We start from the raw sequence: 15,936 nt of genomic DNA, 5'->3' as shown, positions 1-15,936 counted from the left end.
CCCATGCCGCCGTGCACCTGGATGCCGAGCGAAGTGACCTCGACCGCCATCTCCGTGCCACCGCCCTTGACCACGGGAATCAGCAGTTCGGCCAGGAACAGGTCGCGCTTCTTCTGCTCCGGGTCGGTGCCGGCGTGCGCACGGTCGAGCAGCCCGGCGGTGAAGTAGGTGACGGCGCGGCAGGCTTCGACGCGCGACTTCATCAGCATCAGCATGCGGCGCACGTCCGGATGCTTGTCGATCGTGACCAGCGCTTCGCCGGTCACGGCGTCCCGCCCCTGCTTGCGTTCACGGGCGTAGCCGAGCGCCTGCTGGTAGGCGCGCTCGCCGAGGGCGACCCCCTGCAGGCCGACGCCCATGCGGGCTTCGTTCATCATGATGAACATGTACTCGAGGCCGCGGTTCGCCTCGCCCAGCAGATAGCCGACGGCGCCGCCGCCGAATTTTTCACCATCACCGAAGGCCATGACGCAGGTCGGGCTGGCGTGGATGCCGAGCTTGTGCTCGATCGACACGCAGTAGGCGTCGTTGCGCTCGCCGAGCGAACCGTCGGCATTGACCAGGAACTTCGGCACCAGGAAGAGCGAGATGCCCTTCACGCCGGCCGGGGCGTCCGGCAGGCGGGCGAGGACGAGATGAACGATGTTGTCCGTCATGTCGTGGTCGCCATAGGTGATGAAGATCTTCTGGCCGAAGACGCGGTAGCTGCCGTCGGCCTGTGGCTCGGCGCGGCTGCGGATCAGGGCCAGATCGGAGCCCGCATTCGGCTCCGTCAGGTTCATCGTGCCGGTCCATTCGCCGGAGATCATCTTCTCCAGGTAGATGGCCTTCAGTTCGTCGCTGGCGCAGGTCAGCAGCGCGGCCGCGGCGCCGCTGGTCAGCAGCGGGCCGAGCGAGAAGGACAGGTTGGCGGACGAGGCCATCTCCTTGACCGCGATGCCGATGGTTTCCGGCAGGCCCTGCCCGCCGTACGCCGTCGGCGAGGCCAGGCCGTTCCAGCCGGCGTCGCAGAAGGCCTTGTAGGCTTCCTTCCATCCGTCGGCGGTGACGACGCCGTCAGGCCCGAGCTTGCAGCCCTGCGTGTCGCCGATCCAGTTGAGCGGGGCCAGCACGCCGCTGGCGAACTTGGCCGCCTCCTCGAGGATGGCGTCCGCCATGTCGGGCGTGGCTTCTTCGTAGCCGGGAAGCGCGGCGATGGCGTCGAGACCGACGATCTCGTCCATCACGAAGCGCATGTCCTTCACGGGGGCGATGTAATCACTCATGGTGTTCTCTCTTTCGATCTGTTCGTTCAGATGCTTTCGAAGATGCCGGCGGCACCCATGCCCGTGCCGATGCACATGCTGACCATCCCGTACTTGCCGCCGGTACGGCGCATGCCGTGCAGCAGCGTCGCCGTGCGGATGGCGCCGGTGGCACCGAGCGGGTGGCCGAGCGCGATCGCGCCGCCCAGCGGGTTGATCTTCGACGGGTCGAGGTCGAGCTCCTTGACTACGGCGAGCGCCTGCGCTGCAAAGGCTTCGTTCAGCTCGATCCAGTCCAGGTCTTCCTTGCGGATGCCGGCTTGCTGCAGCACCTTGGGGATCGCGACGATCGGACCGACGCCCATAATCTCCGGCGCCACCCCGCCGACGGCAAAGCCGGCAAAGCGGGCGAGCGGGGTCAGGTTGTGTTCCTTCAGGACCTTCTCCGAGACCAGCATCACGGCGCCGGCGCCATCGGACATCTGCGAGGCGTTGCCCGCGGTGACCGAGCCCCTGGCGTGGAAGACCGGGCGCAGCCTGGCGAGCTTCTCGACGGAGATGTCCGGGCGTGCGCCCTCGTCGTCGGTCGGCGTGCGGTCGCGCTGGCGGATTTCGCCGCTGGCCAGATCGGGCTTGTAGTCACGCACGGTGAAGGGCGAGGTCTCGGCCTTGAAATGCCCGGCAGCGATCGCGGCGCAGGCCTTGCGGTGGGACGCCTCGGCAAAGGCATCCTGCGCCTCGCGGCCGATGCCCCACTGCTGCGCCACCTTCTCGGCGGTCAGGCCCATGCCGTAGGCAATGCCGATGTTTTCATCGGAGAACCAGGCGGGGTTGGCCGCCACCTTGTTGCCCATGATGTTGGACATCGCGGTCATCGACTCCGTACCGGCGGCGATCATCACGTCGGCCAGGCCGAGACGGATCTGATTGGCGGCGTCGGCGACGGCCTGCAGTCCGGAGGAGCAGAAGCGGTTGATGGTGATGCCCGGGACGGTATTCGGCAGACCGGCGAGCAGCGCACCGATGCGGGCCACGTTCATGCCCTGCTCGGCTTCGGGGATGGCGCAGCCGACGATGACGTCGCCGATGCGGGTCGGGTCGACGCCGGGCGCCTGCGCGACCACGGCGCGGATGGCGTGGGCCAGCATGTCGTCCGGCCGCGCATTCCTGAACATGCCGTTGCGCTTGCCCACCGGCAGGCGGGTTGCGGCGACGATGTAGGCTTCCTGAATCTGTTTGCTCATTATGGTGTTCTCCTGGGCCGGATCAGTTGCGGAGCGGCTTGCCGGTCTCGAGCATGTGCTGGATCCGGGCCTGGGTTTGGGGGTTCTTCAGCAGCTCGACGAACAGGCGGCGCTCGACCGTGAGCAGCCAGGCCTCATCGACCAGACTGCCGCTATCGACTTCACCACCGCACAGCGCAACCGCCGCGGCACGGGCGACCTGGTAGTCGTACGCGGAGATCATGCCGCCGTCACGCATGTTGACCAGCGTCATCTCCAGGGTCGCGATGCCGCCGCGCCCGGCCACCGGCACGGCACGCGCCGTGGCGGGGGGCGCATAGCCGGATTCGGCCAGCGCACGGGCTTCGCGGATCGCCACGTAGAGCAGCTCGTCGGGATGGAACAGCACGGTATCGGTCGCGCGGGCGAAGCCGTAGCCCACCGCCTCCGCGGCGCTCTTCGAGACCTTGGCCGTGGCGATGTTCATGAACACCGGTTGCAGGAAGGCCATCAGCTCGGCCGGGGTCGCGGTCCGCCCCGCCCATTCCGCCGCCTGCAGCGCGAACTCCTTGCAGCCGCCGCCGGCCGGGATCAGGCCGACGCCCGCTTCGACCAGGCCCATGTAGCTCTCCAGCGCCACCACGCGGCGCGTTGCCTGCATGGCGAACTCGCAGCCGCCGCCCAGCGCCATGCCCTGCACCGCCGCCACCACCGGCACCGCCGCATACTTCAGCGCCTGACCGGCCTGCTGGAAGGCGGCGACATAGCGGTCGAGCTGCGCAAAATCGCCGGCCGCGCACCCCTCGGCCACCTGGGCCAGGTTGGCGCCGACGGCGAACGGCGGCTGGTGCCAGATGACCAGGCCGGACAGGCTCTGCTCGGCCTGGCGCACCGCTGCCACCACCCCATCGACCACTTCGCTGCCGATGGCGTGCATCTTGGACTTGAAGGAGAGGATGCCGATGCCGGCGTCGACCGCCGGCAAACGCCACAGACGGACACCGTCGTTCTCGAACAGGGTCTCGCCGGACTGCTCGGGCGCCAACGAACCGTCGCCGAGGACGGCTTCCTGGAAGAGCTGGCGCTGGTACACCGGCAGCGCGGAACGCGGCACATAGGCCTTACGGCGCGGCGACCACGAGCCCTGCGGCGTGTGCACACCCTCACGATCTTCCAGCACCCAGGCGGGCAGCGGCGTATCGCTCATCGTCTCGCCGGCGGCGATGTCGGCGGCGATCGCCCGGGCGATGTCCGCCCAGCCGGCGGATTGCCAGATCTCGAACGGCCCCTGCGTCCAACCAAAACCCCAGCGCATCGCGAGATCCAGATCGCGGGCATTGTCGGCGATGGATTCGAGCTGCACGGCGGCATAGTGGAAAACGTCGCGGAAGATCGCCCACAGGAACTTCGCCTGCGGGTCCTTCGAGGCACGCAGTGCGGCGAAGCGGCTGGCCGGGTTCCTGTCCTTGAGGATGCCCGCCACCTCGGCGCTGAGTTCGCCGCTCGAGGGGCGGAAATCCTGCAGGCCAAGGTCCAGCACGTGGACTTCCTTGCCGACCTTGCGGTAGATGCCGCCCTTGGTCTTCTGACCCAGAGCCCCCTGCGCGATAAGCTGTTCCAGCCAGGCCGGCACATTGAAGTGGCCATGCCATGGATCGTCGGGCAGCGTGCCGTGCATGTTGCGCACGACGTGGGCCAGCGTATCCAGGCCGACGACGTCCGCGGTGCGGTAGGTGGCGCTCTTCGGGCGGCCGATCTTCGGCCCGGTCAGGGCGTCGACCACATCGAAACCAAGCTCGAAGCGCTGGGTGTGATGCATCACCGCCAGGATCGAGAGCACGCCGATACGGTTGGCGACGAAGTTGGGCGTGTCGAGGGCGCGGATCACACCCTTGCCGAGGCGCGAGGTCAGCCAGGTCTCGAGCGCATCGAGCGTGCCCGCATCGGTCGTGCGGGTGGCGATGATCTCGACCAGGCGCATGTAGCGCGGCGGGTTGAAGAAGTGGATGCCGCAGAAGCGCGGACGAACATCGGCCGGCAGCGCCTGCGACAGCGCGTCGATCGACAGTCCGGAGGTGTTGGAGGCGATGATGGCATTGGCCGAAATGTGCGGCACGATCTTGCCGTACAGGTCGTTCTTCCAGTCCATGCGCTCGGCGATCGCCTCGATGATCAGCTCGCAGCCGGCCAACTCGGCCAGATGCTCATCGTAGTTGGCGGCCGAGATCAGCTTCAGCGCCGCCTTGTTCGCCAGCGGCGCCGGTTCGAGCTTCTTCAGCCCGTCGATGGCCTTCCTGACGATGCCGTTCTTGTCGCCTTCCTTCGCGGGCAGGTCGAAGAGGACGACCGGCACGCCGGCATTGGCGAGATGCGCCGCGATCTGCGCACCCATGACCCCGGCGCCGAGTACGGCGGCTTTCTTGATATGCAGTCTGTTCACGCGATTGACTCCTGGTTTGCGATGGCCGTCAGGCCAGATGTTCGCGAATGGCTTTCTTGTTGATCTTGCCGACGCTGGTGCGCGCCAGCTCCTCGACGAATCGGATCTCGTCGGGCACCGCGTAGCGCGAGATGTGGCCCGCCTCGGCCGATTTCGCGACGGTGGCCTTGATCTCGTCGGCCGTGGCCGTCTGCCCCGGCTTGAGGACGACCGTCGCCAGCGGACGCTCGCCCCACTTGTCGTCCTTCACCCCGATGACCGCGACCTCGCTGACCGCCGGGTGCTGGGAGATGATGTTTTCGAGCTCGAGCGAGGACACCCACTCGCCGCCGGTCTTGATCACGTCCTTCAGACGGTCGGTCACCTGCAGGCAGCCGGCCGGGTCGATGGTCCCGATGTCGCCGGTATGGAGGTAGCCGCCGGCCCACAGCTCGTCCGATGCGGACGGGTTGTGCAGGTAGCCCATGGTCAGCCACGGCGCGCGGACGACGATCTCGCCGGTGCTCTTGCCGTCACGGGGGGCGTCGAGGAGGTCGCCGTCGACGGTGTGGAGATCGACCAGCGGCACCGGATAGCCGGTGCGGATGCGCTGGTCGGCCTGGCCGTCCAGATCCTCGGCCGGGAGGTCGCCGGGCACTCGGGCGATGGTCAGGATCGGGCAGGTTTCCGACATGCCGTAACCGGCGAAGACGTCGATACCGCGCTCCAGCGCCGCGGCGGCGAGCCCTTTGGGCAGCGCCGAACCGCCGATGATGACCTTCCAGCCCTTGAGATCGACCGCCTTCGCCTCGGCGTTGGTCAGCAGCATCTGCAGGATGGTCGGCACGCAGTGCGAGAAGGTGACCTTCTCGTCCTGGATGTAGCGGGCCAGGGTCTCGGGCGCATAGCGGCCGGGATAGACCTGCTTGAGGCCGAGCAGCGTCGCGATGTAGGGCACGCCCCACGCGTGGACGTGGAACATCGGGGTGATCGGCATGTACACGTCGCCGCGGTGCAGGCGGCCGTGGTCCTCTGCGGTACCCAGATGGGTGGCGACCGCCAGCGTGTGCAGCACCAGTTGGCGGTGGCTGAAATAGACGCCCTTCGGCAGCCCGGTCGTACCGGTCGTGTAGAAGGTCGTCGCCCGCGTGTTCTCGTCGAAGTCGGGGAAGTCGTACTCGCTCGACGCCTTCGCCAGCAAGGTCTCGTACTCGCCGACAAAGGGAATCCCCCACATGGCCATGTCGTTGCCGGTATCGGAGATCAGCACGAACCGCTTCACCGTCTCCAGCTGTCCCTTGATGCCCGCCAGCACCGGGATGAAATCGGCATTGACCAGCACGATGTCGGCACCGGCGTGATTCAGCGTGTACAGGATCTGTTCGGGCGACAGGCGGACATTCACCGTCTGCAGCACCGCGCCCATCATCGGCACGGCGAAGAAGCATTCCAGATAGCGGTGGCTATCCCAGTCCATCACCGCGACGGTATCGCCGGGGCCGATCCCGGCGGCCTGCAGCGTATTGGCCAGGCGGCGGATCCGGACGGCCAGGTCGCGGTAGGTCTGGCGGTGGCTGTCGCGGTAGACGATCTCCTGATCGGCGGCGGTCGCCAACGGTGTATGCAGGAGTTGCTTGATCAGCAGTGGGTAGGCGTAGGCCGAAGTTGCGGCGTGGATGGGTTCGGTGGGCACGAGCGAGGTCTCCTGAGAATTTTCTCTTTTCTTGCGCGCCGGCTTGGGCCATCAAACACCAGCCGCCATGCGCTTTGCGCCTGAACCCGGCTTCCCGCATAGGCAGAAGACTGCAGGTGCGGCCAGGCGATCTGGCAATAAAATCCATATAAGACATGGATTTCAGACGCGATTCTAAGAACGATCTCTCCCGATGCCGACTACCATTTGCGCCGAAACACTTGCATAATCAGCCATTCTTTCGATGCAAAGCGCAGCACCATGGCCCCGACCGAAATCGCTGCAGGCACGGTCCCGATGTCCTTCGTGCTGAATCTGTTGGGCGGCACGCTGCTCGATCCGGCGGGGCAGGCGGAAGCGCTGGCGCGGGCGGGTATCGCTCAGGTACTCCTGGGTGCGGAAACGGCCAGGGTGACCACCGAACAGTTCGCCACGCTCTACCGGCAACTGGCGCGCCAACTGGATGACGAACTGCCGGGGATGTTTTCGCGGCCCGTGCGCTCGGGCTCGTTGAAGTTTCTCTGCCTCAGTCTGTTGGACTCGGCGACTCTGCAGACTGCCCTGTTCCGACTCAGCCGCTTCTTTCACCTGCTCCTGGAAGACTTCCGCATCGAACTCTCCCGCGAGGGCAACCTCATCCGGATGGCCCTGATTCCGCAGATGGCGCGGGCCGCGGCGAATACCTTCGGACAGGAGATCTTGCTCAAGCTGATCCACGGTGTGGCCTCCTGGCTCACCGGGCACCGCATGACTCTGGCGCGCGTCGATTGCAGTTATCAGCGCCCGAGCCACGCGTCGGAATACGGTTTTCTCTATCCCGGCCCGGTGTTTTTCGAGCAAGCGGTTTCAGCGCTCTACTTCGAGGCCGCCCAGTTGGCGACGCCGATCCGCCAGGATCGGCGCTCGCTCGCCCGTTTCCTCGCCCGAGCCCCCGGCGACTGGCTGTTCGTCGCCTTCGAGCAGCACCCGACCAGGCATAAGGTCCGCGAGCATTTGCGTCCGCGCCTCAGCCTCCCGACCACCGCCGGGCAGACCGCGAGCGCGCTGCACCTGTCCGTGCGCACGCTGACCCGCCGGCTGGCTGCGGAAGGCACCACCTTCCAGGCGATCAAGGATGAACTCCGCCGGGACGCGACGATTCAACTGCTGACGAAAACCAATACCCCGATCGCCGTCATTGGCCAGGAGATCGGCTTCGAGGACCCCAACGCCTTTCATCGCGCGTTCCGGAAATGGACCGGCAGCACACCGGGCGCCTATCGCCCCAAGTGAGGTTCGCCAGCAGGTCACCAAGGGGCCGATCCATGCCTTGCAGGTGGCCGGTCGCGTTAGAGCACGCCATCGTTCGCCCGCAGCACCCGCTGGGCACGGCGCCGATGGAAGCGTTGCGGGTGCTTTGGCGCGGATCGGGAGAGGGTCATTGCACTCAATTGTGATTGCGCGCACGACCCGTGAGCGCGGCGCGCATTACGTGCTGTGCGTGAAGGAGAACCGTTCGGACCTGCATGACTCGATCCTGTTTGCCGCCATCGACCCTTGAGGCCCGCCGACGCCGAGCGCACTGCCCGGGCCGCGCGCGGTCTGAACTCGATGCCGCCACCCTTACTGATTTGACTACGGTTCACCCAAGTGCTTCCGTGCGTGGATTCTGAGTTGATCGCGTCGATCGGATGGCCGGTTTCTGGGCAGAGCGGCCACCCGAACGGCCGTTCTGCCTGCGAGCTGAACGGCGGGTCGTGGCCGACAGTTGCCTGAGGTGCATCTAAATTGCGTTGGAAAAGAACCGGGGGATCGCTCCCCCAGGTTCTCTAGCTTGACGCTTTACTCAGCTGAGCAGTAGGCAATCACCTCTTCCGCGGTCAATTCGAACCGCTCTCCTGCTTCAATGGTGCCCAGAATTGCATCGATGATCCTGAACCCGCCGAGGTTGTCGACTGAACCGACGCCTTTGCGAGCCTTGATCGCTGCGAGCCCAACGCTCTTTGCCTTGCGACGCGCGCGTTGTTCCAGGGCCTTAACTGCACGTTCTTGCTGATTCGACATCATGGTGATCTCCATTTCAAAAGTAGTGAAATGAAGAGCGGACTGGAAGCGTCCAGGGTATCCATCCCTACTTCATACCGATAAGAGCGGAATTGCCCTCACCGGCCATGACTCACCTTGCCACAATCAACGCCGGCGAACCGACGTAGCCCAGACGTTACGCCAAGAATACGCCGCAAGCCGAATACCATCAATCCACGCAACAGCGGCAGAGGGGTAACGCTTGCTATGGGGGTAGAACAGAAAAGTTACTCCCGCTCATCCAGGTCCCAATCGACGTTCTAGCTAGGAATAGCGCTGGAAATCGTAGGGGTACTCGTCCGGAAACAGGAGAAGCCAAGCGGGACGAGCGGGAACTCCTAGCTCAATTTTTTTCCCGCCTATCGCTGGATGGCGACGTGGCCTCAAGGCTCTGAGCGCCGCCGAAACCCTGCGTGATCGCCAGCGGAGTTCCCAATGGAAGTCGAAAAATGACTTTGCCCCGAGCTTGAGTGGCGTAGACCTGAGACCTCGGAATGTTGTCACTTGCCATGAAAGCGAATCGCCGTTTTGATCGTGCAGCATGGTCACAGCCTCATACAAAAGCGGATGAACGAATTTCCCGTTGTCCCGGACTGGAAATGCGACGGATGGCCGGATAGGGCTTTCCTGAGCTGTATCGAAATACCGCCACCGGCAATTCCCTAGTTGGTGAACCGCTTGGTTGAGCACTTCCCAGATCAGCGCTCCGTCTTGGCGATCGGGCTTGCTAATCGTCTTCAGGTAATGGAAAACGACCCCGTGCTGCCGTTCATAGAGGATAAAAAGCCGGCCGCGCCAGGGTTTGGGTGAATCGCCCACGACTTCGAGGATGCGGACTGTAAAAGACAGGCCCATGGTCTTTGTCAGATCAAGACGTCTACGGAGTAGCGCCTGGCTCCAACCGCCGAACTGCCCTCGATAGGCCTTGAGATCCAGACGACTCAGTTTTTCCGGCTTTTTTCCTGGCAGCGCCGTGCCTTTCGTTCCAAAGACCCAAGCCAGCGCTTCCGCCCAACATGCGGTTGTCTCGATCGGGAGCCGGTCGTGTAAGTTCAGAAACTCTCGAAAGGCCCTTGTGCCCAAGGGCCCCAGCGCCGCCCGGCATGCCTTTCGGTATTGACGCACCTCCCGTCGGCGGCGGGTTTGATCCTTGAGAGATTGGTCTTTTTTGGGAGCTGGCATAACTCTCGAATGGTAGCGCCAAGGAAAGCTAGAAGACTAAGCATTTCGCGGGAGTGGCCTGGGGAACTCATCAAGAAAGCCAATTTACCTCCCAAAAAATAAGCTTTTTGGTCGATTTCGTATGGGCGTCGTGACGTACTTGCCGATTTTTCGATGGTGTTTGCGTCATTAGAGTTGAGGCCGTCGGACAACGCAGTGTTGTCCGATGGTTTAGCGGAGCCAATTTCCGCCTCTACAGGAGATTGCCAATGGCAATTTGCATCCTCCGATTCCCGAACGGCAGCGGCTGCCGCACATGGGTTATCGCAAACGTCACCCCCGATGACAACGGGGTGGGTTGTTACGACAGCAACGGAAACCTGCTGGGCCGAGTGGATACCACCGACCCGCTTGCTCAGCAACGTGTTGCCGACGCGATCATGGATTGCTTGGACGCCGGAAAGGGCTTCAAGCAGCCGGATTTCGAAAAGCTGATCCGGGGTGTCACCGCGTAAGCAACGACACTCGCCTCCGATGCTCGGCAGGGCATCGGGGGTCTTCAACCTCCCGGAGATCATCTTGGAATTCATTCGCACCGAATCCCAAACCGACAAGCCTTTCGCGATCGACTATTGCCTGATCGTCGGCGAAGGCAGCCACCCCAAAGCGCTTGATCGTCTCAGCGATGAAGACGCGCTCGACGTTTTGGCCAAGAATCACATTGCGGAAGCTATGGCCCGGATTGGTCGCACCGATCCAAGTCATCCGCTTCTCGGCACGGGCGATCCCTTCTACGTCGGCTATGACGCCGAATGGACTGCCATCACTGACAGTGTACTCGGTGTGGAGTCGTACCAGTTTTACGCCAGCGGCATCGGTGGTGACCTGGCTGTCATCTGCTACCCGAATTCACCCGCCATCGAAGACCGCTTGAGTCTCGCCGAAATGCTCGGCGAAGTAATGCGCCTGGCTCGCGAAACCGGCTGTATTGTCGCGACCCCGGTGGAACAGGAGGTCAGTGGCTTTAGCCTGCGCAGCGATCTGGCGGTCACGGCTGACCTGCCTGTCTACAAACGCCGCCTGACCAACGTCGGAGGCAAGGTCGCGACAGCAGCGGCTGGCATCGACTTCGAGATTGTGCACAAGCTCAAGGATGTAAAGCGGCTGATGACGCCGCCCGCGATCAGCGTGCAGCTAGGCGAGGCGTCCTTCATCATCTCGACCCGCTTTGTCGACATCAGCTTGCATGCACCTCCGCGAACGTCACTGGCCAAGCTTGGGGAGTCCCTGGGTATCAAGAAACTTGAACTCGAAAATGATCTGCCCGGCTACAAGAAATCGCGCATGGACCTCGTCAAGCGAGACCACTTCGACTATTTCCGGCGCTACGGCATCCGGGACGCAGAGATCACCTTGCTGTACTGGCTGCGCGTGCTCGCGTTCGCCCAGGAAGTCGTCGGTGTCGATGATGCGCCGGTATCTGCCGGGGCGCTCGCCGTTCAGCTCTGCCGAAAAACCATGGACGAGGCTGGCCTCGACTATGGTGCGACCTTCGACGTCCACCAGAAGGAAGTCATCGAGTGGGATGTGTCTACCGGCCGACGCCGTACGCGTAAGCAGATGGTCGTCGGTGGCGATCGTGCGTTTCACGAGCCATTCGCCATTGAAGGTTTTCATGGTGGTCGAAATGAATGCTTCCAGTGCGGACCGAGCGACCTCGACCAGTGGATTGATGTCGATCTGGTCGGCGCTTACACCACCGGCATGGTTTCGGTCCGCCGAATTGCATTCAGCAAGTCATACGAGACCCGTCACCTCAAGGATTTCCTCGGTGACGTCCTTGGCGTGGCCTGGATCGACTTTCGTTACACGAAACCGGTCCGCTTTCCAGGGCTGGCCGTGCACTCTGATGAGCGCGGCCTGATCTACCCCCAGGCCGGCCGAACCTACGCCACAGCTCCGGAAATCGCGCTGGCCATCCGTCAGGGCTGCAAAATCAGGATTATCCGTGGGGTCATCTGGCCCTGGTCGGACGATCCCAACGACATCCGCATTTTCGAGGCCTTTGTGCGCAAGATTCGGGCGCTGCGCAAAGCCTATGCGCATGACCCCGTCTTCGACGAATACGCCAAGCTGCTGGGCAATTCGGTTTATGGCAAGACAGCGCAAAGCCTGCGCGACCGAAATGCATTCGAGCTCGCCACCTTGGATAGCCGCAAGATCGGGCCGTCTGCCATCACCAACGCCGCCATCGCCGCCCACGTCACCGGTTTCGTCCGCGCTGTCATTGGTGAAATGTTGCATGGCATTCCCGCGCATCGCCAAGTGGCCTCGGTAACAACCGACGGCTTTCTGACGAATGCCCGCGAGGACGAAATCGAACTCTCGGGACCGCTCTGCCAGCGCTATCTCGACCTCTGCCGGAGGGTGGAAGCATGACCCAAATGCTCAAGGTCAAGCATACGGCCCTTCAGGTCTTGCCCATGCGCACCCGTGCGGTTGCCACCCTCGCCATCGACTACAACGCGCTCATGGAATACGGACCGCTACTGGCCAAGGGTTCGATCTCGCCGCCGGAATCGGTCAAGGACCGCAACCGGTACATGGTGGAGCTCTATACCAACCGCGAAGCTGACCAGAAAACAATGACCATGCCCTTCGTCTCGATCCGGGATCAGATGGTTCATGGCCGGGACGTCGTCCGCCTGGAAAGGCTAACGACGATGAATCTCGAATTCGATTTCAAGCGTCGCCCGGTCAATCCCCGGATGGTGGCATTTTCTGGTGGTGAGCATCTGGCTTTTGACACGGAGCCGTGGCCGAACCTGATGGAAGCGGAACTTGCCCGTGACCTCTTTGATAAGTGGCGTGAAAAGCGCTGCTTGAAGACCCTCGGTGATTGGGCCGACTGGCACGACTTCTATCTGTCGCACCGCACCTTGACCTTGACCCGACGGGCCGGCAAGGCCCACGGGCTGCAGGTTACCAAGGAAGGTAGCCCGGGGATTTTGCAGCGGGTTTTCTTGCGGGCGTATGTCCGGGGGAAATGGGGGCTGCAGCGCGACCTGATGAATGCCGATCTCGCCAAGCAGGTCACCGCCTGTGGTTGTGACACCAGCGAATTCGATGTGAAAAACGCGAGTAAAGGCGCCCTCGTACAGGGTGTCGTTCCCCGCACGTCACAAACCGAGGCCATGTGGAAGAAGCTCACCCGGCGCTTTCCCGGAATTTCGGTCAAGGACTTCTTTTTCGATGGGTAAGGACGCAGTCCGAGGTGCGCGCAGCGCACCTCGGGTTGATGAAAACCCATCGAGCACCGCTTTTGCCAAGCGGGCGGTGCTCGCAGAGCAACGATCGCTTGGCCCTGGTAGGGCTTACGCATCTGCGTAAGTCCGTATTCCAACCCTTCGGAGTATCAAACGGTCGGCATCATGAAGCCCCGTAAATATTCATTCCCAACTCGTATCTCATTTACGGTGACCCGGTTGCGCGAGGAAGCAGCCCGGGTTCGCGCCCTCGGACTCGTGCAAGTCCAATTTACGTGCGAAACCGATCCGGGTCTGCTCGCGCTGATTTATGGCGCCAGCGGGCGGATCGTCTTCTATTCGAGGTACTCGTACCTCCGCCGCCCATACCGCATTAAGTTGGGCGAATTCGGCCTGATCTCCATCGATCAAGCCAAGCAGCAGCACCGCGCCAATCGCGTATTGGCCGCGCAAGGGCAAAACCCCCGCCAGCCCAAAACCGCCCCAATGCTCTACCGGGAGCTATTCTGGGAGCATTACATCGTCCAGTGCCAGAGCCGGCGCAAGAAGACGATCAAAACTGACATCTCCCGACACCACAACTGGATTGGCGAGGCGCTCGATCATCTCGCGGTGACCGAGATCAATAAGTCGCATATCCACCAACTGGTCGTCAAAATGATCGATGCCGGCCTGGCCCCGGCCACGATCCGTACCATCGTCGGCCAGATCCGCACGGTCCTCGAATTGGCCGTCGATCTCGAGATCATCGACCGTAATCCGACCAAGGGCGTGCGCACGCCAAGGGTCAATAACCGTCGCGAACAATGCCTGACGGCCGATCAGGTCAGGGCATTTTTCGAGGCAGCCCAGCGCGACCCGAACGTCATCGGCAGTCACAAGCTGATGCTGTCGGCGCTGACCGGTGCTCGCCAGGGAGAACTGACCCATCAATGCCGATGGGATCAGATCGATCTGGAGGCCGGTATCTGGTACCTGACCGACCAAAAATCGAATCGACCGGGCAAGATCTACCTCTCGTCCCCCGCCAAAGACGTAATTCGTCGCATGGAAGCGTTCCGTTGCAACGATTTCGTCTTCCCCGGCCAGCGCGGCAATGAACGTTCCGGCCGCGCCATCCGGGTCTTCCGCCGCCTGTGCAAGCAGGCAGGTATTTCCGATGGCTTTCGCCCGCACGATCTTCGCCACGGATGGATATCCGCTGGTGTCAATGCCGGCATTCCCATCGAAATCATGAGTCAGGGTGCGCGGCACTCTAGCGTGAATGTCACACGCATATACAGCCATGCGCTGCCTGAGAATTTGGTCGCAGCCAATGAGCTTATTTCCACCCTCTTCATGCCGCCGAAAGCGGCCTGATCGCCCAAGGAGACACCCTTGAAATCCGCTCAACAACTGCCGGCTGGCACTACCGCCGACGTCCCGGAAAAGCTCCTCACGACCGACGAGCTCGCGACCTGGCTGGGTATCCGGCGCTGCACGCTGGAAAAGGCGCGTTCCACCCGCTTGGGTGACTTTCCACCCTTCCTGCGCATTGGACACGCGATCCGTTATCGTCGCTCTGATATTGAAGTGTGGCTGCGTCAGCGCACTTTCAACACTGACGGTAGCCAGGCGTAACTGGCCTGATCAAAATAAAAAAAGCAGAAGCCCGGCGAAAACCGGGCTTTTGCTTATCTGCCGTTCGCCGCTGCGCGCATCAATGAGGATACATGCGAACTGCATTTCCGAAGCCGCTGGTCATTCAAATGGGCGTAGCGCTGCGTTGTGGACGTATTCGCGTGGCCAAGGATGCCGGCGATTTCATGCAGACTCGCCACTTCCACCAGATACGAGGCATGCGTGTGCCGGAGATCATGTCGTCGTAAATTCTGCCAGTCGATACCCGCCCGTTTCAGCACCCTGCGCCAGGCCCGCGTCGTGTTGCCGATGGACTGACCGGCTTTCTTTCCGGCAAAGACGTAAGGATTTCCCTCGATACGCGGCCGGCGCTGCAATATCTCCATCGCCACCTCGTTCAAGATAATCATCCGGCCCTTGCCGGACTTGCCGATCGGCAGGTGCCATTGCTGGCGCTCCATGCTGATGTGGGACCACTGCAATTTTGCCGCCTCGGCCGCTCTACATCCTGTGGCCAGCAGAAACCGGAAATAATCGGCCGCCGTCAGCGAACGTTCCTCTTCCAGCGCTTTCATAAACCGCACCAACTCTTCCTGGGTCAGGTAGCGCTCGCGCTTGTTGTTTTCTTTCCAAAGCTTGATGCCACGGGCGGGATTGCTGCCCGGTGGGATTAAGGCCCACTGCTCGGCCAGGGTGAAGCTATGCCGAACCAACTCGAAGATACGGTTGCTGGTGGCAACGGCAACCTTGCTCTTGCTCTCGTTATGAAAGCGCTGCAATTCGAGAGTTGTGATCTTGCTTAGCTCCTTATCAGCCAGCACCGGAAGGATGTGTCCCCGGTAACGGCTGGCGTCCGAGCGGTGGCTACGTTTCGTGCTCAGGATGTGGGGCCATAGATAGTCGTCGTAGAAGGTCTGGTAGGTCATACCCGTCACCCTCGCCTCGTCCCTGGCCTCCTGCGGGTCTTGCCCCTTGGCAATCATCGCTTTCCATTCGATTGCCTTGTTGCGGGCTTCCTCGATGGTCGTTTCCGGATAGCCACCGATTTTCATGGCCCGCTTGCGGCCGTTGATCTGGTATCGGAAAAGGAAGGACTTGCGGCCAATCCGGTTCACCTGAAGCCGCAATCCGCCGACATCGGTGTCTCCATGCTCTATCTCCTTGCTGCGCGCATCGGCCGGGCATGGCGGCAAGGCGTCGATGCCGCGTTTGTTGAAGCGGAATTGCCGTTTCATGGTCGTAAATT

Annotated in this window: 13 protein-coding genes; 6 read left to right on the top strand and 7 right to left on the bottom strand. The window is 62.5% G+C overall.

What is annotated here, in order from left to right:
- The 4 genes from ACE3P2_RS17270 to ACE3P2_RS17255 form a co-directional block, all read right to left on the bottom strand.
- The coding region (locus ACE3P2_RS17270) for an acyl-CoA dehydrogenase family protein (RefSeq protein ID WP_374266740.1) at positions 1-1,265 on the bottom strand (1,265 nt) is incomplete at its 3' end.
- Between the two features lie 26 nt (positions 1,266-1,291).
- Complete coding sequence (locus ACE3P2_RS17265; protein ID WP_374266738.1) at positions 1,292-2,488, bottom strand: acetyl-CoA C-acyltransferase; 1,197 nt, start codon at positions 2,486-2,488, stop codon at positions 1,292-1,294.
- A gap of 22 nt (positions 2,489-2,510) precedes the next feature.
- Positions 2,511-4,907 carry a 3-hydroxyacyl-CoA dehydrogenase/enoyl-CoA hydratase family protein gene (locus ACE3P2_RS17260; protein ID WP_374266736.1) on the bottom strand — a complete coding sequence of 799 codons (2,397 nt, stop codon included), beginning with the start codon at positions 4,905-4,907 and terminating at the stop codon, positions 2,511-2,513.
- A gap of 28 nt (positions 4,908-4,935) precedes the next feature.
- Positions 4,936-6,579 carry a fatty acid--CoA ligase gene (locus ACE3P2_RS17255; RefSeq protein WP_374266734.1) on the bottom strand — a complete coding sequence of 548 codons (1,644 nt, stop codon included), beginning with the start codon at positions 6,577-6,579 and terminating at the stop codon, positions 4,936-4,938.
- Positions 6,580-6,876: 297 nt separating this feature from the next.
- On the opposite strand from ACE3P2_RS17255, the gene ACE3P2_RS17250 reads away from it, so the two are divergent.
- Entirely contained in the window at positions 6,877-7,851 is a 975-nt protein-coding gene (locus ACE3P2_RS17250; RefSeq protein WP_374266732.1) for an AraC family transcriptional regulator, read from the top strand.
- A gap of 549 nt (positions 7,852-8,400) precedes the next feature.
- On the opposite strand, the gene ACE3P2_RS17245 is transcribed toward ACE3P2_RS17250, so the two are convergent.
- The gene (locus ACE3P2_RS17245; protein WP_374266730.1) at positions 8,401-8,625 is read right to left on the bottom strand and encodes a hypothetical protein; all 225 of its coding nucleotides are present in this window, start codon (positions 8,623-8,625) and stop codon (positions 8,401-8,403) included.
- Positions 8,626-8,907: 282 nt separating this feature from the next.
- On the bottom strand, positions 8,908-9,825 hold the full coding sequence (locus ACE3P2_RS17240; protein ID WP_374266728.1) for a hypothetical protein: 918 nt from the start codon (positions 9,823-9,825) through the stop codon (positions 8,908-8,910).
- 248 nt (positions 9,826-10,073) lie between these two features.
- Here ACE3P2_RS17240 and ACE3P2_RS17235 point away from each other — a divergent pair, with 248 nt between their 5' ends.
- The 5 genes from ACE3P2_RS17235 (at position 10,074) to ACE3P2_RS17215 (ending at position 14,690) form a co-directional block, all read left to right on the top strand.
- On the top strand, positions 10,074-10,319 hold the full coding sequence (locus ACE3P2_RS17235; protein WP_374266726.1) for a hypothetical protein: 246 nt from the start codon (positions 10,074-10,076) through the stop codon (positions 10,317-10,319).
- 64 nt (positions 10,320-10,383) lie between these two features.
- Complete coding sequence (locus tag ACE3P2_RS17230) at positions 10,384-12,243, top strand: DNA polymerase (protein ID WP_374266724.1); 1,860 nt, start codon at positions 10,384-10,386, stop codon at positions 12,241-12,243.
- On the top strand, positions 12,240-13,064 hold the full coding sequence (locus ACE3P2_RS17225; RefSeq protein ID WP_374266722.1) for a hypothetical protein: 825 nt from the start codon (positions 12,240-12,242) through the stop codon (positions 13,062-13,064). Before ACE3P2_RS17230 ends, ACE3P2_RS17225 begins: the two co-directional genes overlap by 4 nt.
- A gap of 171 nt (positions 13,065-13,235) precedes the next feature.
- Complete coding sequence (locus tag ACE3P2_RS17220; RefSeq protein WP_374266720.1) at positions 13,236-14,429, top strand: tyrosine-type recombinase/integrase; 1,194 nt, start codon at positions 13,236-13,238, stop codon at positions 14,427-14,429.
- An 18-nt stretch (positions 14,430-14,447) separates the two neighbouring features.
- Positions 14,448-14,690 (top strand): helix-turn-helix transcriptional regulator, encoded by a 243-nt coding sequence (locus ACE3P2_RS17215; protein WP_374266718.1) that lies wholly within the window; start codon positions 14,448-14,450, stop codon positions 14,688-14,690.
- Between the two features lie 53 nt (positions 14,691-14,743).
- Here ACE3P2_RS17215 and ACE3P2_RS17210 read toward each other — a convergent pair whose 3' ends face one another.
- Positions 14,744-15,925 carry a tyrosine-type recombinase/integrase gene (locus ACE3P2_RS17210; RefSeq protein ID WP_374266716.1) on the bottom strand — a complete coding sequence of 394 codons (1,182 nt, stop codon included), beginning with the start codon at positions 15,923-15,925 and terminating at the stop codon, positions 14,744-14,746.
- Between the last annotated feature and the right edge of the window lie 11 nt (positions 15,926-15,936).

The sequence above is a fragment of the Zoogloea sp. genome, assembly GCF_041911615.1.
Taxonomy (GTDB): Bacteria; Pseudomonadota; Gammaproteobacteria; order Burkholderiales; family Rhodocyclaceae; genus Zoogloea.
The sequence above is the reverse complement of the archived record's forward strand: the minus strand, read 5'-3'. Positions and strand labels throughout refer to the sequence as shown.

Bases quoted from the DNA above. Each gene is read 5' to 3' on its own strand.
- ACE3P2_RS17220 (WP_374266720.1), top strand. From the start codon at position 13,236: ATGAAGCCCCGTAAATATTCATTCCCAACTCGTATCTCATTTACGGTG.
- ACE3P2_RS17210 (WP_374266716.1), bottom strand. From the start codon at position 15,925: ATGAAACGGCAATTCCGCTTCAACAAACGCGGCATCGACGCCTTGCCG.
- ACE3P2_RS17240 (WP_374266728.1), bottom strand. From the start codon at position 9,825: ATGCCAGCTCCCAAAAAAGACCAATCTCTCAAGGATCAAACCCGCCGC.
- ACE3P2_RS17265 (WP_374266738.1), bottom strand. From the start codon at position 2,488: ATGAGCAAACAGATTCAGGAAGCCTACATCGTCGCCGCAACCCGCCTG.
- ACE3P2_RS17225 (WP_374266722.1), top strand. From the start codon at position 12,240: ATGACCCAAATGCTCAAGGTCAAGCATACGGCCCTTCAGGTCTTGCCC.
- ACE3P2_RS17245 (WP_374266730.1), bottom strand. From the start codon at position 8,625: ATGATGTCGAATCAGCAAGAACGTGCAGTTAAGGCCCTGGAACAACGC.
- ACE3P2_RS17250 (WP_374266732.1), top strand. From the start codon at position 6,877: ATGTCCTTCGTGCTGAATCTGTTGGGCGGCACGCTGCTCGATCCGGCG.
- ACE3P2_RS17235 (WP_374266726.1), top strand. From the start codon at position 10,074: ATGGCAATTTGCATCCTCCGATTCCCGAACGGCAGCGGCTGCCGCACA.